Below are 17,815 nucleotides of genomic sequence, written 5' to 3'. Positions count from 1 at the left end.
CAGAGGAGAGACCGGTGTCCCGCCGTCGATCAGGCCTGCGCGCGCTTCAGGGCGCGCGCCAGAATGTCGGTGAGCGCACCCTGCGAGAAGGGTTTGGCCAGACGCGGGATGTCGACGTGCGCGCCGCCGGCGAGGTCGGCGTAGCCGGTGACCATCACCACCGGCAGTGAGGGATCGAGCTCGCGGACACGCTGGGCCAGCTGTGCGCCGGTCATCTGCGGCATCGCGTGGTCGGTGAGGACGAGATCCACCGGGGTGCGCTCGAGCAGGCTGAGCGCCTCGGCGCCTGAGCGCGCGGTGACCACGCGGTAACCCAGCTCCTGGAGCATCTCGGCCGTGGTCGCCCGGACCAGGTCGTCGTCGTCGACGGCGAGAATGCAGGGCGAGTCCTCCCGCATGGGATTCGCAGGCACGAGGACCGGCGTGTCCGTGACGGGCGCCGGATCGTCACCCGAATCGGCGTCCGTCGCGGGCAACCAGATCTCGGCGGTCGTGCCCACGTCGGGACGGCTGGTAAGGAAGAGAGAGCCGCCCAACTGCTCGGCGAGCCCGTGGACCATCGACAGGCCGAGGCCGGTCCCCTTGCCGACGCCCTTGGTGGTGAAGAACGGCTCGGTGGCCCGCTTCAGCGTCGCGTCGTCCATGCCCGCGCCCGTATCGCTCAGCGACAGGCGCACATAGCGACCAGCGACGAGCGGGCCATGCGCGTGGTTCACGTCCACGCCGTCGATATGGATGGCCATGGTGCCCACACCGTCCATCGCGTCGCGCGCGTTCACGGCGAGGTTGAGCAGGGCGGATTCGATCTGGTTGGCATCGCCCTCGATCGTCGCCGGTTCCGGGCCGAAGCGGGTTTCGATGACGATCGTCGGACCGAGCGAACGCTGCATCAGCTCGGTCATGCCCTCGACCAGCACGCGCAGGTCGATGCGTTCGGCTTTCAGATCCTGCCGGCGGGCGAAGGCGAGCATGCGCCGGGTCAGCACCGCGCCACGCTCCGCGCCCGAGCGCGCGGTGTCCACGAGCCGCAATAGTTGCGGTTCCTCCGGCAGGCGCTCACGCAGCAGTTCGAGGCTGCCCTGGATGACCATCAACAGGTTGTTGAAGTCGTGCGCGATGCCGCCGGTGAGGTTGCCCAGCGCCTCCATTTTCTGCGCCTGCATGAGCGCCTCCTCGGCCTGCATCAGCGCGGCCGTGCGTTCGTGGACCTTGGCCTCGAGCGCTTCACGGAAACGGCGGTCGCTCTCGCGTACGGCGGCCTCCGCACGCACGCGTTCGATATGCGACCACGACCGTTCGACCACTTCGGAGAGCAGCGCGAGGTCATCCGGTTGCCAGTCGCGGGCTTCGCGGTCGTGGACCGCCATCAGCGCGGTGAGCCGGCCACCGCGGATCAGCGGCATGCAGATGGTGGCGCTGGCCCCGAGTTGCTGGAACGCTTCGGACTCCTCGGGCGGCAGTTCAGCCCGGTTGTCACGGACGATGTACGGCTTGCCCGCGGACAGGCTGGTCACCGCGAGGCGGCCGAAGTCCGTCAGCTTGTAGCGACCGACGATGCTGGGAGAGCCCGGGGCGCACCAGTCGCCGCGGATGGTGAAACCGTTCTCGTCCTCGTCCATGTCGGCGTAGGCGCAGATGGACACGCCCAGATGCCTGGCGAGCATGCGCGTCGTCGTCGCGAGCAGCTGGTCGGCATCGGTGTATTTGGCGGTGGATTCGCGCAAGGTGTCGAGGAAGCGCAGGCGCGCCTCGTTGCCGCGGATGGACTGCTCGGCGCGGACCCGTTCGGTGGTCTCCACCACTATGGCGATGACCCCGCCCGGGCTGCCGCTTTCGTCGATGACCGGCGAGTAGTCGAGGTTCATCCAGACCGGCTCGGGCAGGCCGCGCCGGATCAGCGTCAGTTGCTGATCCTTGTACGCGAGCGTGCCGCCGGCAAGGCCGACGCGCATCACGTTGTCGTTGAAATCGGCGATCTCGTCCCAGCCCTTGCGCACTTCGGAGCCTAGCAGCTGTGGATGGCGCCCTCCCGCAAACACGGAATAGGCGTCGTTGTAGATCATGTAGCCCTTCTCGCCCCACAGCAGCACGATGGGCACGGGGGAAAGCAGCAGCAGGCCGGTGGTCGTGCGCAGGCTCTGCGGCCATCCCTCGAGCGGCCCGAGGTCGGTGGTCGCCCAATCGAACGCACGGATGAGCGCGCCGGTCTCGCCGCCGCCGTCGAGCCAGGAAAGATCGGGATTGTGACCGGCCGGAGCGCCTGGCATAGGGCGTATTTCCATCAGCGTTTCGTGTCGTCCCGAGTCTAGGCAGGCAAATGTGACGACGACCGCAATGGTGGGACCGTCAGTAAGCCGCCCGTTTCCGTGCTTCGTCGATGACCCGGCACAACTCGGCGACGCCCGGCAGGATCGATGGCGAGGGCAGGGCCAGGGTAGGCGCGTCGAGAGGCACGACGTTGCCGTGTCGCACGGCGGCGAGAAAGCCGGTCTTGCGCCACTCCGCCAGCGATGCGCCGGCGTCGCCGCCGCCGAGAATCATGTCAGGGTCGCGCGCCAGGACGGCCTCGCGCGTGACCGTCGGCGCGGCCTGGGTCAGGTCGGCGAAGACATTGACGCCCCCGCAGAGCGTGATCGCGTCGTCGATGATCTGGGCGTGGCCGATCGTCATCAGCGGCCGGTCCCAGATCTGGTAGAAAACCTTGAGCCGCGGCTTGCCCGCGTAAGCCGCACGAAGCCTGCCCAGTTCGGCCTCGAACGCGGCGGCGTCGCGGTCGGCCACCGCCTCGGTACCGGCCAGCCTGCCGAAGCGTCGGGTGGCCGCGGCCACGTCCGCCAGGCGCGTGGTCTCGGCGTAGAACACGGGCACACCCAGGCGCGACAGCTTTTCGACTTGCGCGGCAGGCGTGCCGCTTCGCCACACGACGATCACGTCCGGCTTCAGTCCCACGATGCGCTCGAGGTCGAGCATGGTCGCGTCGCCGATGATCGCGATGTGCTTCGCGTCGGCGGGATGGTCGCTGTAGCGTGTGGTACCGACGACGTACGGCCCCGCACCGGCCGCGAACAGCGCATCGGTGATGCTCGGCGCGAGGCTGACGATGCGCTTCGCCGGCGCCGGCAGGGTGACCGTGCGCCCTGCGTCATCGGTCACCGTCACCGAAGCGGAGGCGGGGAGTGCGATCAGCATGGCGAGCAGGGCGAGCGGACGGATCATCGTGAGACACCGTTGAGGCGTTCGGCGCGGAAGAACAGCTCGTCGCCCAGCGTGACGCCGTGGATGGGATGACGGAACGCGGCCGAGAGATGCCCGCTCGTGATCACGTCGTTCGTTCGGCCGGCCAGAGCGCCGCCCTTGCCATCCATGAGCACCGCATGCGTCGCATGCTGGAAGGCCAGGTTGATGTCGTGCACGGTGTAGATCACCGACTTGCCGTGGTCCGTGGCGACGCGCATCAGCTCGTGCAGCGTCTTCATCTGGTGGTGCAGGTCGAGCGACGTTAGCGGTTCGTCGAGCAGCAGCAGGTCGACATCCTGCGCGAAGAGCGTGGCGATGTTCACGCGCTGGCGTTCGCCACCGGACAGCGTGGTGACGTCGCGGCCGGCCAGTTCGGCCAGCTCGAAGGTTTCCAGTGCCCGCCGCGCCGCGTCGTCCCCTTCGTCGCCCCACGCCCAGAACGACAGGCGGGGATGCGTCGCGGAGACCACGGCATCCAGGACCGACAACGAAAACGCGTCGACCACCGACTGGGGAAGGAAGCCGCGGCGTCGGGCGAGGTCGAGCGGACGGTAGTTGGCGATGTCGTGCCCGCCGAGCAGGACCCGGCCACCGTCCGCAGCGCGTAAGCCGGCCAGTGTACGCAGCAGCGTGGACTTGCCCGCGCCGTTGGGGCCCAGCACGCACCACACCTGGCCCGGTACCACGCTCATGTCGAGCGCGCGCACCAGTTCTCTTCCGCGCACGGTCAGACTGAGGGATTCGGTGGTCAGGCGGGTCGTCATCGCCGGTGCACCAGCAGGAACATGAAGGTCGGCACGCCGATCACCGCCATCACCGCGCCGACGGGGAGCTGGATCGGGTCCGCGACCACACGGGCCAGCGTATCCGCGAACGTGACGACGATGCCGCCACCCAGCGCGCACGCCGGAATCAGCACGCGCTGATCGTTGCCGACCAGGCGTCGTAACGCGTGCGGGACCACCAGTCCGACGAAGCCGACCGTGCCGGCCGTGGTCACGGCGATCGCGGTGGCGACCGAGGCGATGACGAAGATCGCGGCTTTCACGACCGGTGGCCGCACGCCGAGCGCGCTGGCCGACTCTTCGCCGCGCATCAGCAGGTTCAGCTGACGGCCCAGCGGCGCGACCAGCAGCACGCATGCGAGCAGGGCGAGCACGGGCAGCGACCAGTTCGCCACGCCGCTCAGATCGCCCATCATCCAGAACAGCATGCCGCGCAGGTTCTTGTCCGGCGCCAGCACCAGCATCATGCTGACGATGGCTCCCAGCCCCGCGGCGAGCATGACGCCGATCAGGATGAGGTCGGTGGAATCGTCGCGATGCGCGGCGCGCTGGCGCGACAGCAGATCGCGGTGAGCGAGGACGAACACCGCGACGCAGGCGAACAACGCACCCCCGGCCGCACCGGCGGCGACGGCCAACGCACCCGCGCCGGCAAGCATGGCGCCCAGGGCGCCCACTGCGGCGCCACCGGACAGCCCGAGGGTATAGGGGTCGGCCAGCGGGTTCCGCACCAGGATCTGCATCAGGCAGCCGGACAGCGCGAGCAGCCCGCCGACGCCGTACGCCGCGACGCTGCGCGGCACGCGCAACTCCCAGACGATCGCGTGCATCGGTGTATCGGCGGCGCTGAAGAGGGCCCGCCACGACGCGGCGATGGTCGAGTCGGTCCCGCCCAGGAGGAGTGAGGCGGCCAGCACCAGCACCGAGGCGAGCAGCATGCCCGACCATAGCCTGACGGCCGAGGCGAAAGTAGCCGTCCGCGGCATCCGCGTTGTTTCGCCTGTGCTTGACACCTGGGCCCGGCTCCCGGAACAGCTCAGCAGAATAAAGGATTCGCGACCCCGGGCGAAGAAACCTTGAGCAGGCGCGCGCATGAACCGTCAAGCTGTTCACACAGCCATCGCTTACCATCGGGGCTTTCGAGTACGAACCGGAGCCCCACCGTGTCCTACCAGGCAGCCGCCAACCGCTACGACAACCTCATGCCCTATCGCCGCTGCGGACGCAGCGGTATCGACTTGCCGGCGATCTCGCTTGGCCTCTGGCAGAACTTCGGCGGAGCCGACGTCTTCGAAACCGGCCGGGCCATCCTGCGTCGCGCCTTCGACCGCGGCGTCACGCACTTCGACCTCGCGAACAACTACGGCCCCCCGTATGGCTCGGCGGAGGAGAACTTCGGCCGCGTGATGGCGAGCGACTTCGCGCCGTACCGCGACGAGCTGATCATCTCGTCCAAAGCCGGGTGGGACATGTGGCCGGGCCCGTACGGCGGCATCGGCGGCAGCCGCAAGTACCTCATCGCCAGCTGCGACCAGTCGCTCAAGCGCATGGGTCTGGACTACGTCGACATCTTCTACTCGCACCGTGTCGACCCCACCACGCCGCTGGAAGAGACCATGGGCGCGCTCGCGCATCTGCATCGTCAGGGCAAGGCGTTGTACATCGGTATTTCCAGCTACTCGCCGGAACTCACGCGCAAGGCCGCGGCCATCCTCGCCGAAGAGCGCGTGCCGCTCTTCATCCATCAGCCCAACTATTCGATGTTCAACCGCTGGATCGAAGACGGCCTGCTCGACACCCTGGAAGACCTGGGCACCGGCTGCATCGCGTTCTCGCCGCTCGCGCAGGGGCTACTGACATCGAAGTACCTCAAGGGAATCCCTGCCGACGCACGCGCGACGCGTGACGGTTCGCTCGGCAAGGAACAGCTCAACGAGAAAAACCTCGAGCGCATCCGCGCTCTGAACGCCATCGCCGAAAGCCGTGGCCAGACCCTGGCCCAGATGGCCATTGCCTGGACCCTGCGCGACCCGCGCGTCACTTCCTCGCTGATCGGGGCCCGCACGGTCGAACAGCTCGACAACTCACTGGACGCCGTGAAGCGCCTCGATTTCACCGCCGCCGAACTGACGGAAATCGATCGCTACGCCAGCGACGGCGGCACGGACCTCTGGAAAGAATCGGCCGAGCTCTGATCCACCTCGCCCTCTCGAAAGTCGCTGGGGCGACGCTGTTTGCAGGAGCCAGCCCTGCTGGCGAAAAGCCAGCAAAGCGGAGAAGCCGACCCCCATCCGTCGCAGCGTATAGCGCCCTCAAAGTTTAATAAGGCAAACCCTTATTAAACTTTGAGCGCCTAAGCTTTAATAACTACTTACGTTCCAGACAACTTCGCCTCCGCCCATGCCACGATTTTCGCGCTACCCACAGCTCCCGACTGCCGCGCCACCTCGCGCCCGCCGGCAAACAGAATCATCGTCGGGATGCTCCGGATCCCGTAGCGCGCGCTGAGGTCCGGATTCGCATCCGAATCCACCTTGGCCAGACGAAACCTCGGCTCCAGCGTTTTCGCCGCCGATTCGAAATGCGGCGCCATCGACAGGCAGGGCCCACACCAGGTAGCCCAGAAGTCGACCAGCAAGGGCAGTTCACTGCGCTGCACGTGCTTGTCGAACGTTGACGTGGTCAGAACCGCGGGCTTGCCGGTGAACAACGCCTGGTGACAATGACCGCAGTTCGGCGCGGCGCCGAGGCGCTCCCGTGCCACGCGGTTCATCGTTCCACAGTGGGGGCAGGCGAGAAGGATAGGTGAGTCGGTCATGGCATCGTCCGTATGGCAGGTGGCCCATGCTCAAGCTTAGCCGGTCATGATCTGCGGTCTTGTATCTGCTAGAGCCACGTCCACGCTGCTAGTCCCAGCAACGGCACGGAGACGAGCAGCGCGACTAATCCCAGGCAACCGCCCTGCGATTCGCTACGGCGGCTCGAAAGCGGCCGCCGCTTGCCGATGCTCGGGGGCTGCGTCTTAAGCCATTTGAGATGGCAGGGGCGGCAAAAGAATCGCGATTTCCCATCTCGCAGCGCGCCGATGGTTCTTGCATTGTGCGGGGTGATCGTGCCGCACCGATGGCAGGTAAAGGTTTGCGCGGCGAATGGCCGTCGACGTGCGCGTTTTCGCGTGATCAGGAAAAGGAGCAGCCATCCGACCACAATCGCGCTGATGACTTCGTTCGTCATTTCATTTCTCTCCGCCGTCCCCAGGCCGAGGGCGACTCCGCCCCGGTCCAATTTACAATCTCGCCCCATGACCCATCAAAAGGATTGCCGATATGGATCATCGATATAGAAAGAAGATCGAGAGGTTCTGGCAGCGTCAGGAGAAGCGTGTCAGGCGGCACATGGACTCTATCGACATCCTATGTCGTTTGCCGAACCGAGATGATCAATCCGGTGTGACAATCCAGGCCGAGTAAGCGGGAAGTGACGCCCCGTCCAGCGTTTCCAGCCCACGCAGGGAAACCTCACTTGCCGCAAGCGTCCTGACCTTGCCCTGCATCAGCCGCTTCGGCACCAATTGCGCCGAACCACTGAAGTTGAGCATCACCAGCACCGGATGTTCTCCCTCGCGTCGATAGATCAGGACGTTCGGATCGCGGGTATCCAGAAATGTCATCGCGCCATCGCGCAATGCCGGGTTGTCCCGTCGAAGCGCGATCAGCTGACGATGCCAGTTGAGCAACGACTCGGGTTGCTTCCACTCATCCTCGACGTTGACCGTTGCGTGGTTGGGATTCACCGGCAGCCACGTTCTGGGGTTCGTCGAAAAGCCGGCCTGCGGCCCCGGCGTCCACTGCATTGGCGTGCGCTCACCGTCACGCCCCTTGTCCTTCGGCCAGCCGGTGACGCCGACCGGATCGCGCACGTCTTCGACCCGCGTGGGTGTCGCGGTGGTCATGCCGATGGGAGCGCCGTAGTAGGTGAGGGCGACAGCGCGGGACGTCAGCAGCGCCGCCGCGACGACCTTCGCGCGCTCCACGTCATGGGTACCATCGCCAAACCGATCGATCGAACGTGGATTGTCGTGGTTGTCGACAACGAGCAACGGTTGCCCGTGAACCTGTTGGGACTCCTGAAGGCGCGTCCGGAACCATGTGGCGTCGAAGCTTGCCTGCCAGCCGAAGCCCAGCTGCAGGTTCATCGGCAACTGGAGTTGCGGGGCTTCCGCCGTGCCATACCACTCGTCCAGCAGCTTGATGTTGGGCTCGTAGGTTTCGCCGATCAGCACGCGTTGGCCCGGATAGCTGTCGACCAGTGCACGCAGGCGTCTCATGACGCCATGGACCTCGGGCAGTTTGTCACTGTAGAGGTAGTTGAGGTTCGGCTCGCCCTGCGCATTCGTACCCGGGCGTTCGGGATCGTTACGCAGCTTCGTATCCTCGAACAACACGGAGATGGCATCGAGCCGGAAGCCGTCCACGCCGCGATCCAGCCAGAAGCGTATCGCGCCGAACATGGCTTTCTCCACGTCGGGATTGCGCCAGTTGAGATCCGGCTGCTGGATGTAGAAGCGGTGGTAATAGAACTGCTGGCGCGCCGGCACCCACTGCCATGCTGAGCCGCCGAACATCGACTCCCAGTTGTTGGGCGGCGCCTTGCCGTCATGGATGTTGCGCCGCTGCACGGCGGAGAGGTGCGCGGTGTCGGCAGGGATGCCGTCGTTCCACACGTACCAGTCCGACTTCGGGTTATTCCGTGAACTGGCGGATTCGACGAACCACGCGTGGTGATCGGACGTGTGGTTCATCACCATGTCGAGGATCACATGGATGTGGCGTTGCTTCGCGGCCTGTTGCAGGCGATCGAAGTCGGCCATCGTGCCGTATTGCGGGTCGATGGCCTGGTAGTCGGAGATGTCGTAGCCGAAATCCGCCTGCGGCGACGGGTACATGGGCGCGATCCAGATCGCATCTACTCCGAGCTTCTGCAGGTCATCCAGATGGGCATTGATTCCGTTGAGGTCGCCGACACCGTCGCCGTTGCTGTCACCGAAGCTGCGGGGGTAGATCTCATAGACGAGCGCGTGTTTCCACCACGGTGCCGTCGTATCCGCCGCCGTCGCATCCAGTGCCGCCCAGAAAAGACAAAGCGAGCCAGCGACACCCGCGAGCCGGCGAAAGATACCCATTGGCCACATCCCCTGACTGGAAGACCGCCGATAGTAACGCAGGGCTCCCGTGGCCAGATGCCGACGGACGCGCAAGCCGAGTGGCGGCTTGCTCAGGGCCGGTCTGGCCTGTCGATCGATACGGGGCGTTGCCATTCGCGTGTAAAATGGGCGTTTTTTCGCCAGCAGAACCCGTGCAAGCACACCAGCGGACCAGCGTCCGTGGACCCACGTTCATCCGCCTGTTGTCGCGTCTCACCGACGTTGATACGGGTCGCCCGAACGCCGCGTTGCCGGACCGGTTGAGCCAGTGGCTCGACTGGACCCATGCGCTTGCCTTGTCGGCGGCGCTGGACGGGAAGGTGGAAGCGATCGCCGCGGAGGTGTCGCACCCCGTCGACGACGAAGCGGCCGAGTGCGCCCGGGTCAGGCAAACGCTGGTCCAGGCCATCACCGGAGCCCATGAGCTCGTCGCCCGGGGTATCGTCGCGGGCACGACGCCCGACTTCGCGCCGCTTCGGCAGCGCTACACCACGCTCCAGAGGTCCATGCAGTCCCACACCGGGCACCTGCGTGGGCGTTTGCGGGACATTCTGGCGGCCTCATCGGATGAGATGGCCCGCCTCGCGGAAGTCGACGCCGTCATGGAGCTCGCGCTGAGCGGTCGCGAGCAGTCGCTGATGGGGAACGTGCCCGCCCTGCTCGCCCATCACTTCGACCGGCTGCGCGAGGCGGCCCGCCCCGACGATGCCGGAGCATGGCTGGATGCCTTCCGCAAGGACATGCAGGCCGTGCTGCTGGCCGAACTCGATGTTCGTTTCCAACCGGTCGAGGCGCTGCTCGCCGCGCTCCGTACCCGATAACTGAGAAATCATGTTCAGAAACTTTCTTCATCTCGCCGTGTTCCTCGTGGGCCTCGTGGCCGTCATCTGGATCGGTGCGGGCTATGTGGGCTCCAACCCGCTTGGCGCGGCGGTCGCGCTGCTGATCGCCGCGTGTTACCTCGTCGGCGCTCTCGAGCTGTATCGATACCATCAGGCGACCACCACGCTCCGTCAGGCCGTGGACGACCTCGAGGTGGCCCCGTCCGGTCTGGCCGGCTGGCTGGATCGCCTGCATCCGAGCCTGCGCAACGCCGTGCGCCTGCGTGTCGAAGGCGAGCGCGTGGCGCTGCCGACACCGGCGCTTACGCCGTATCTCGTCGGTCTGCTGGTGCTGCTCGGCATGCTGGGTACGCTGCTCGGCATGATGGCGACGTTGCGCGGTACGGGGCTGGCGCTGGAAAGCGCGACCGACCTGCAGGCCATCCGCGGCTCGCTCGCCGCGCCCGTGAAAGGCCTGGGCTTCGCGTTCGGTACGTCGATCGCCGGTGTCGCGACGTCGGCGATGCTCGGCCTGCTCTCGGCGCTGGTACGCCGCGAGCGCCTGCACGCCGTACAGGCTCTGGATGCGAAAGCCGCCACGACACTGCGCGTCTTTTCGCGGGCGCATCAGCGCGACGAGTCGTTCCGGCTGCTCCAGCAGCAGACGGAAGCCATGCCGGCGTTGATGGATCGCCTGCAGGCGATGATGACCGCCATGGAAACGCACAACGTGGCCGCGAGCGAGCGTCAGCTCGCCAGCCAGGAAGCCTTCCACGCCGCCACCGCGACGATCTACACGCGCCTCGCCGGCTCCGTCGAGCAGTCGCTGAAGGACAGTGTCACCGAGAGCGCACGCGCCGCGAGCGCGGCCTTTCAGCCGGTCATGGAGTCGACGATGGCCGGCCTTGCCCGCGAGACAGCCGCCTTGCACGACACGGTGACCCGTGCGGTGCAGCAGCAGCTGGAAGGCCTGTCGGCGGGCTTCCAGCTGAGTACGTCGAATGTGGCCGCCTTGTGGAACGACGCTCTGGTCCGGCAGCAGGCGTCCAACGACGCGATGGCGGCGGATCTGCGCGCCTCACTGGACGGGTTCGTCGACGGTTTCGGCAAGCGCTCGTCGGATCTGGTCGATGCCGTCGCGACCCGTCTCGACGCATCGGCATCGGCCACATCGGCCGCATGGAAAGACGCCCTGTCGCGACAGGAGGCGGCCAACGAAGCACTGGTCACACGCCATCAGGACGCGCTCGCCTCCGCGGCGACCACCTTCGACGACCAGGCCGGGTCGCTCGTACGCACCGTCGCTCAGTCGCACGCCGATCTGCAGTCCACCCTCGCCGCGCGTGACGAGGAACGTCTCGCCGCCTGGACCGCGTCGCTCGCCGCCATGACCGAATCGCTGAGTGCGCAGTGGATACGGACGGCCGAGCAGGCCGCCGCCCGCGAGCAGGCGATCTGCGACGCGCTGGAGCGCACGGCGACGGATGTCTCGGCACGCACCCAGGCGCACGCGGGCGAAACCATCGCGGAGATTTCGCGACTGGTCGACGCCGCATCGGAAGCGCCGCGCGTCGCCGCCGAGGTCGTCGCCGAACTGCGTCAGAAACTTTCCGACAGTATGGTCCGCGACACGTCCATGCTCGAAGAACGCAGCCGTCTGCTGGCGACGCTCGAGACCCTGCTCGACGCCGTCAATCATGCGTCCACCGAGCAGCGCACCGCCGTCGACGCACTGGTCACCACATCGGCCGATCTGCTCGAGCGTGTCAGTACGCGCTTCAGCGACCACGTGGAGGCGGAGACCGGCAAACTCGGCAGCGTCGCGGCACAACTCACCGGCAGCGCCATCGAGGTGGCAAGTCTGGGTGAGGCATTCGGTGCCGCCGTGCAGCTGTTCGGTCAGTCCAACGAAGCATTGATGGAGCGTCTGCAACTCATCGCTGGCGCCCTCGATACGTCGCTTGCGCGCAGTGACGAGCAGCTGGCCTATTACGTGGCGCAGGCGCGGGAAGTGGTCGACCTCAGCGTGCTGTCGCAGAAGCAGATCATCGAAGAGATGCAGCATGTCGCGAGCCAGCGTCTGTCCAGCGGAGCGGGCAACGCATGAGCGACGACTTCGAGCTCGAAGGCGAAGCCGGTACACCGATCTGGGCCGCGTTCGGCGACCTGATGTCGGTCCTGCTCGGTGCCTTCGTGCTGATCCTCGTCGGTGTGATCGGCATGCAGCTGCAGCTCACCAGCAAGCTGGACGAAGCGGTGAAGCAGAAGCAGGCCGAAGAGCAACGCCGTGTCAGCCTCGAGCAGGCGCTGGCCGCGCCGCTCGCGGCCGGACGTGTGACGCTGGTGGACGGGCGCATCGGCATCCGCGGCAGTGTGCTCTTCGCTCTCAATTCCGATCAGCTGCAACCGGAAGGCCTCGAGGTGCTGAAGAGCCTTGCCGGGCCACTCACCGGCTATCTCAAGACCCGCGACGAGGTGCTGATGGTGAGCGGTTTCACCGACGATCAGCCGGTCCGCGACGGCAACCGGCATTTCGCCGATAACTGGGAGCTTTCCGCCCAGCGCTCGCTGACCGTGACGCGGGCCCTGATCGCGGATGGCGTGCCGCCCTCGTCGGTCTTCGCCGCGGCGTTCGGCTCGGAGCAGCCGGTCAGCGCCAACTCCAGCGACGAGGGCAGGGCGAAGAATCGCCGCGTCGAGATCGCACCGATGCCCAGGCCGTCGGCGCCGGCAGCGGCGACCCCGTGAGCGCTTCGTCGACCCGCACGCTACGCCGCCACCTCATCGAGGCGATGGAGCGGCGTGCCGCCGGACAGGAAGGCGAGTTACGCCAGCTCCTCGACCGGCGGCTCGCGCTGTTGCGTGCCGCGGACGTCGGGCGCGTGGACGGCGACCGGCCCGGTGTCGGGCCGACGGCCGTTTGCGGCCCGCTTGGCGAGCTGGTCGACGCGCTGGCCGCCGGCGATCGCGAGCCGTCACCTGAGCGCGCGGCGTACCCCGAGCTGCCTTCCCTCGACGCCTTTCGCCGCATATGGTCCCGGGTTCGCACCGAGAGCCAGTTGCGCCAGTCGATGGCTCCGGTCCCCGAAAACGCCGGGCCGCTCAACTCCTCGGCACTGGTCCATCGCGCCATCGCGCTGATGCGCGAGTCGTCGCCCGGTTACCTCCAGCACTTCCTCGCCTATGTCGACGACCTGTCGTGGATGGAGCGCGTCGGAGACGGTGTGGCGGGCCCCGCGGGCTCGCTCCAGCCGGCCACCATCGGCAAGCGTGCCCGGAAGAAACCTCGCAAATAGTTGAGGCGGATTCATTACTTCGTCGCCACGGCGCTCTATAGTTCGCCGATGACTTCCGACACCAAGCACCCTGCCGGCCTGCGCATCATCGCCGTCTACAAGGCGGTCAAAACGGTCGGCCTGATCCTCATCGCCAGCGCCGCGTTCCATCTGGACCGCGAAGACAGTTTCAGGCAGCTGGTGCAGTGGCTCGAGCATCTTCAGCTCACCGATAGCAATGACCTGCGCTGGAGCCTGGTGCATCTGCTCCAGCAGATGGGGCCGGCCAAGGTCGAGGCCGTCGGCATCGTCGCGCTGATCTATGCCGCCATTTTCGCCACCGAAGGCATCGGCCTGTGGATGCGCAAGCACTGGGCCGAGTGGTTCACGGTGATCGCCACCGGTTCGCTCGTACCGGTGGAGATCTACGAGTGCATCGTTCGCTTCGGCTGGCTGAAGGTCGCGATTCTCGTCGCCAATGTCCTGATCGTGGTCTACCTTGTCCGGCTGGCGCTTCGACCCCGCGGCGGCGTCGCGATTACGCCGGCGGCGCAGGCAGGATAATCCCGGTGGCCGTGTGGACGCCTTACCGCGACACGGAAGTCAGCTTCGACGCGCCGGAGTCGCTGGATCGCGCCAATCTCATCGAGGCGCGTGCCGTGGCCGGGCGCGCCATCGGACACTACCGTGCGACGCTGGTGCGGCCATCCATGCAGTATTTCGACTGCGACCTGCACTTCATCGACCCGCTGCGCATCGACAAGGTCCTGCCGGACAGCATCTCCATCGTGCAGGTCATGGCCGGCCGCTGGCGTCACCGCGTCGATCGCGAGATGTTCGACCAGTACACGCCGGAGGCGCTGTCGTTACTCAGCCTCAGCGAGCCGGCGGAGGTCGTGGACACTCTGCCCGGCGGCAGCCACGTGCGACTGGGTGGCCTGCGTATCTCAGGCGCCTTCCTGCGCGACCAGATCGAGGAGGGCGACCGCACGCTGGCGCCGCTGCTGGCGTTGCAGAAACATCATCTTCGCTTCGAACGCGTGCGCGACAGCAAGGCCATCGCGTCACTGTTCGAGCGCCTCTACCACTCGCCCTATACCGGCGCGTTGCAGCGGCTGCACAGGGAGAGCCTCAGTCTCGGCATTCTCGTCGAGCTGGCCGTGCAGCTGGGCGCCTCGCGTCAGGGGGCGACGCGCACGCTGAGGGCCCATCGCGACCTCGCCCATGAAGCCCGGCGCTTACTGGACGACAACCTCGCCCGTCCGCCCGCTGTCGACGAACTCGCCCGTGACCTCGGCGTCGGCGAAACGACGCTCAGACGTATCTTCCGGCGGGAGTTCGGTTGCTCGATGCTGCAGCACGTGAGAGATCGACGTCTCGAAGTCGCGCGGCAGATGTTGCGGCAGGGCAAATGGCAGGTGAGCCAGATCGCCTACCGGGTCGGCTATTCCAACCCGGCCAATTTTGCCAACGCCTTCAAGGCGCGGTTCGGGCATCCGCCGGGATCGGAATAGCATCCCGGCGTATCCCTGCGCGCGTCGCGCATCCCTGCGCCTCCTTGCGCGCGTGCCTGCATCCGCTGCGTCCCTGTCGCCTCCCTGCGCGTTCCTGCGCATCCCTGTTCCCCCTTCTCGTCCCTTCGCATCCTGGCGTCCGGCGCGCGTACTTTAAGGAAACGCACACCCTGAGGGTGGTGGAAGGTCGCTGGCCACAAGTATGGGGTGCCCATTCACATGCGACGGCGATGTTTCGCCGATCGTTTCGTACGGCGTCGGGCTTACGTGCGTCTCAGCGACGCACGGGACTGACGCGGCCGAGGGCCACGAGCGACCGTAACGCCGCTGTCACGCGGCTTACGAGTCATGAGGACAGAGTGCGGCGTGGCTCACAAAAGGACGTCTGGATGGCCTTCTTGCCGAATACGAAGAGACACGCCGGCCGACGCGCGTGATACATCGTGATTGCGGGTCATAAAAACGTCAGTCGTCGACTTTTTGACGGTTGGCTTGCCGGGCTTGCACGCCATCCTCCTCCCCTTCCGTCGCCCAGGGTGTCTCACCCCGGCGTTATCCGAGTCGTCACGATGAAACAACCCTGGATCTTCAAGCGTGTCTCCCTGAACCTGCGTCGCGCCGATGGCAGCCTCGACCTGCGGCCCTGGCGTAGTGACGTGAGCGCGGCCCGTGCCACCGAGCCCGACAGCGCCCGTCGTCAGTTCCTGCGGAACAGCGCCACGGCCGCCGGCGGCCTGGGTCTGGCCAGCATGACCGGTACGGTCGGCCTGTCGTGGCTGTTCAGCTCACCCGCCAAGGCAGGCACGCTCGTCACGGGCAGCATGTTTCCCGAAGCCAATGCCATCGCCGCGGCGGAAACCATCATCCGTTCGCGGCGCGAGCTGATCATGTTCCACGGCCAGTCGAACGCGGTCGGCACCGGTGGCCGCCCCGCGCTCACGCTGCAGCAGATCTATGCGAACGTGACGTTCAACGGTGGCGTGCGTCCCGGTACCGACGCGACCGCCATGACGGGTCTCGTACCTCTCGTGGAATACGACGGCGGTCACGGCACCGGCGGTGAAGTCGGTACCAATGCCTGCGCGGACGGGCTGGTGGAATACACCGCCGCGCTGACCGGCGTACCGGCCGCGTCGCAGTACAGCCGCTACAGCGCGTTTACCAGCGCGGAAGGTGGCCGTCCGATCGGTTACTTCGCCAGCTTCCTCGACGACAGCAATCTCGGCGGCTACCAGGGCTGGGACAACAGTGCGCTGCGTCTGAAAGCGATGCTCGGGCTGATGCGTGCCGAAGGCCAGAAGGACGGCAGCAATATCGGCTGGCTGGCCACTACGTGGCAGCAGGGCGAGGCCGACTCCACAGGCCTTTCGGAAACCCGTGCCAGCTACAAGACCAAACTCACCGCACTCGAACGCGCGCACTGGCTCAAGCTCTGCCAGGTCAACCTGCCCGAGCAGAGCTGGCGTCCGCTGTGGCTGATCGGCCAGGTGACCAGCCACAACAGCTACGGCGCCACCAGCCCCGCATTCTGCAATCCGTTCATCGCGCTCGCGCAGCGCGACGCCTGCCTGGCCAGTCCTTACCTGCGCATGGTCAACCCGCAATACATGTTCGACTACGCGGACGAGGCGGCGGCGGATCAGCCGATGTTGCACCTGACCAACGAGAGCCATCGATGGCAGGGGCGCTACTTCGCCCGTGCGCTCTACCAGCTGATCCAGGATCGTTCGGCGGGCGTCGCGTTGCGCAACCCCGCGCTCGATGTCGCGGCGGCGGTCAAGGTCAACGCGCGTACGATCAACCTGGCCTTCAACGTGCCGGCCGGCGTGCTCACCCTGGATACGAGCTGGGTGGCGGCGACGCGCAACTACGGTCTGGACGTCCGCGATGCGAACAACAAGATCGTTCCGGCCAGCCCCACCGACAACAATCTGATCGCCGCGGTGAAGGTCATCTCCCGCGACACCCTGCAGGTGACGCTCAAAGCGGATCTTCCCGATACCGCCGCCAAGATTTCCCTCGGCTGGGGTGACCCGTCCGAGCCCGCATCGATCGCCGGACGTAAAGGCGGCCCGCGTACCAACATCCGTGACAGCGCCGGCGACACCGATCTGTACATCGCCAGCACGGGCAAGACGCGTCCGATGCATAACTACGCACTGGTCGCCGATGTGGCGCTTAGCTGGGTCAATCGTGTGCAGCCGACCGGTGAGTGGCATTTCAACGGCAATGCGCGCAGCGACGTCGTCGATCAGTCGGGTAGCGGTCGCGCCGCGCTCACGCTGATCGGGCGGCCGAGCTTCACCGCGTCGGGTACGCAGTCGGCGAACGGTACGCAGGGTTTCCAGACCGATATCGACGAGACCGCCAGCATCACGTTCGCGGCGAGCTTCTGCAGCCCGTATGCCGTGGGCCCGGGCAGCAACGCGGGGCGTGCGATCAGCACCTTCCAGGGCTTCAGTCCGCGTCAGGCGGGTCTGGCGTTGCAGCACTCGTACGACACCGGTGTCGCCAACTCCGAGCTCACCAGCTTCCGTCTTGCCCTCACGGGCAGCCAGAAGGCCGTGACCAGCGGCCCGAGCGAGTCGCTCGACACGCGCTACAAGCCGCGCTTCGCCATCGTCTCGGTCGACGCGGTGAGTGGCAGCGTGCGCTTCCTCTGCCCGGCGTATGAGGACAACCTGCGTGAGCAGCGCTATCCGGGACTGGCGACACGTCCGCTCAACGGCAAGGTGCTGATCAATGCATGGAAGGACGGCGGCGATGCGACGGGGCAGGGCGCGGTTCTGACCCGCTATGCCGCGGTGTGGAACCGTGCGCTCAGCTTCGAGGAAATGCTGGCCGAGTACGAATACGCGCGCGGCCTGTTCGGCAGCGTGTAACTCGCCACGCAATCGGCGTAACCTCGGTGCATGCGACGGCGATCCGCCGTGGCAATCACCGGGGAAACGTCATGAGCAAGGGATTGGATTCAAAGAAG

Annotated in this window: 15 protein-coding genes; 8 read left to right on the top strand and 7 right to left on the bottom strand. The window is 66.4% G+C overall.

The annotated features are described in order from the left end of the window. Positions 1 to 29 precede the first annotated feature (29 nt). The 4 genes from J2X57_RS07375 to J2X57_RS07360 all read right to left on the bottom strand — a co-directional run bounded on the left by J2X57_RS07375 (position 30) and on the right by J2X57_RS07360 (position 4,960). Positions 30 to 2,282 carry a response regulator gene (locus J2X57_RS07375; RefSeq protein WP_309865335.1) on the bottom strand — a complete coding sequence of 751 codons (2,253 nt, stop codon included), beginning with the start codon at positions 2,280 to 2,282 and terminating at the stop codon, positions 30 to 32. 64 nt (positions 2,283 to 2,346) lie between these two features. Then, positions 2,347 to 3,216: a cobalamin-binding protein gene (locus J2X57_RS07370; RefSeq protein ID WP_309865332.1), complete on the bottom strand. Its 870-nt coding sequence runs from the start codon at positions 3,214 to 3,216 to the stop codon at positions 2,347 to 2,349. After that, a complete protein-coding gene (locus J2X57_RS07365; RefSeq protein ID WP_051943195.1) occupies positions 3,213 to 4,001 on the bottom strand; it encodes an ABC transporter ATP-binding protein in 789 nt (262 codons plus the stop codon). The genes J2X57_RS07370 and J2X57_RS07365 overlap by 4 nt, the downstream gene beginning before the upstream one ends. Beyond that, positions 3,998 to 4,960, bottom strand: a complete 963-nt coding sequence (locus tag J2X57_RS07360) for an iron ABC transporter permease (protein ID WP_309865327.1) — start codon at positions 4,958 to 4,960, stop codon at positions 3,998 to 4,000. Before J2X57_RS07360 ends, J2X57_RS07365 begins: the two co-directional genes overlap by 4 nt. A 225-nt stretch (positions 4,961 to 5,185) precedes the next feature. Between J2X57_RS07360 and mgrA the strand changes: the two genes are divergently transcribed. Then, a complete protein-coding gene (gene mgrA / locus J2X57_RS07355) occupies positions 5,186 to 6,217 on the top strand; it encodes an L-glyceraldehyde 3-phosphate reductase (RefSeq protein ID WP_309865325.1) in 1,032 nt (343 codons plus the stop codon). A gap of 176 nt (positions 6,218 to 6,393) precedes the next feature. Here the strand turns inward: mgrA and trxC are convergent, their stop codons facing one another. From trxC to J2X57_RS07340, 3 genes are all read right to left on the bottom strand, one after another. Next, positions 6,394 to 6,840, bottom strand: a complete 447-nt coding sequence (gene trxC / locus J2X57_RS07350) for a thioredoxin TrxC (protein ID WP_309865322.1) — start codon at positions 6,838 to 6,840, stop codon at positions 6,394 to 6,396. A 68-nt stretch (positions 6,841 to 6,908) separates the two neighbouring features. After that, positions 6,909 to 7,256 carry a hypothetical protein gene (locus J2X57_RS07345; protein ID WP_308846378.1) on the bottom strand — a complete coding sequence of 116 codons (348 nt, stop codon included), beginning with the start codon at positions 7,254 to 7,256 and terminating at the stop codon, positions 6,909 to 6,911. Between the two features lie 205 nt (positions 7,257 to 7,461). After that, positions 7,462 to 9,204 (bottom strand): alpha-glucosidase, encoded by a 1,743-nt coding sequence (locus J2X57_RS07340; protein WP_309865317.1) that lies wholly within the window; start codon positions 9,202 to 9,204, stop codon positions 7,462 to 7,464. Positions 9,205 to 9,350: 146 nt separating this feature from the next. Here J2X57_RS07340 and J2X57_RS07335 point away from each other — a divergent pair, with 146 nt between their 5' ends. From J2X57_RS07335 to J2X57_RS07305, 7 genes are all read left to right on the top strand, one after another. Further along, the gene (locus J2X57_RS07335) at positions 9,351 to 10,046 is read left to right on the top strand and encodes a DUF3348 domain-containing protein (protein ID WP_309865314.1); all 696 of its coding nucleotides are present in this window, start codon (positions 9,351 to 9,353) and stop codon (positions 10,044 to 10,046) included. A 10-nt stretch (positions 10,047 to 10,056) separates the two neighbouring features. Continuing rightward, on the top strand, positions 10,057 to 12,153 hold the full coding sequence (locus J2X57_RS07330; protein ID WP_309865311.1) for a DUF802 domain-containing protein: 2,097 nt from the start codon (positions 10,057 to 10,059) through the stop codon (positions 12,151 to 12,153). Beyond that, positions 12,150 to 12,794: an OmpA family protein gene (locus J2X57_RS07325; RefSeq protein WP_043696493.1), complete on the top strand. Its 645-nt coding sequence runs from the start codon at positions 12,150 to 12,152 to the stop codon at positions 12,792 to 12,794. The genes J2X57_RS07330 and J2X57_RS07325 overlap by 4 nt, the downstream gene beginning before the upstream one ends. Further along, positions 12,791 to 13,342, top strand: a complete 552-nt coding sequence (locus J2X57_RS07320; RefSeq protein ID WP_309865305.1) for a DUF2894 domain-containing protein — start codon at positions 12,791 to 12,793, stop codon at positions 13,340 to 13,342. The genes J2X57_RS07325 and J2X57_RS07320 overlap by 4 nt, the downstream gene beginning before the upstream one ends. A 48-nt stretch (positions 13,343 to 13,390) precedes the next feature. Next, on the top strand, positions 13,391 to 13,885 hold the full coding sequence (locus J2X57_RS07315; RefSeq protein ID WP_051944154.1) for a DUF2127 domain-containing protein: 495 nt from the start codon (positions 13,391 to 13,393) through the stop codon (positions 13,883 to 13,885). Between the two features lie 5 nt (positions 13,886 to 13,890). Beyond that, complete coding sequence (locus tag J2X57_RS07310; protein ID WP_036109407.1) at positions 13,891 to 14,835, top strand: AraC family transcriptional regulator; 945 nt, start codon at positions 13,891 to 13,893, stop codon at positions 14,833 to 14,835. A 569-nt stretch (positions 14,836 to 15,404) separates the two neighbouring features. Beyond that, a complete protein-coding gene (locus J2X57_RS07305; RefSeq protein ID WP_309865301.1) occupies positions 15,405 to 17,717 on the top strand; it encodes a hypothetical protein in 2,313 nt (770 codons plus the stop codon). The last annotated feature ends 98 nt before the right edge of the window (positions 17,718 to 17,815 follow it).

Source organism: Luteibacter sp. 1214 (assembly GCF_031455395.1).
Classification (GTDB): Bacteria; Pseudomonadota; Gammaproteobacteria; order Xanthomonadales; family Rhodanobacteraceae; genus Luteibacter; species Luteibacter mycovicinus.
Note: the sequence above shows the minus strand (reverse complement) of the source record. Positions and strands in the feature narration are given on the sequence as shown.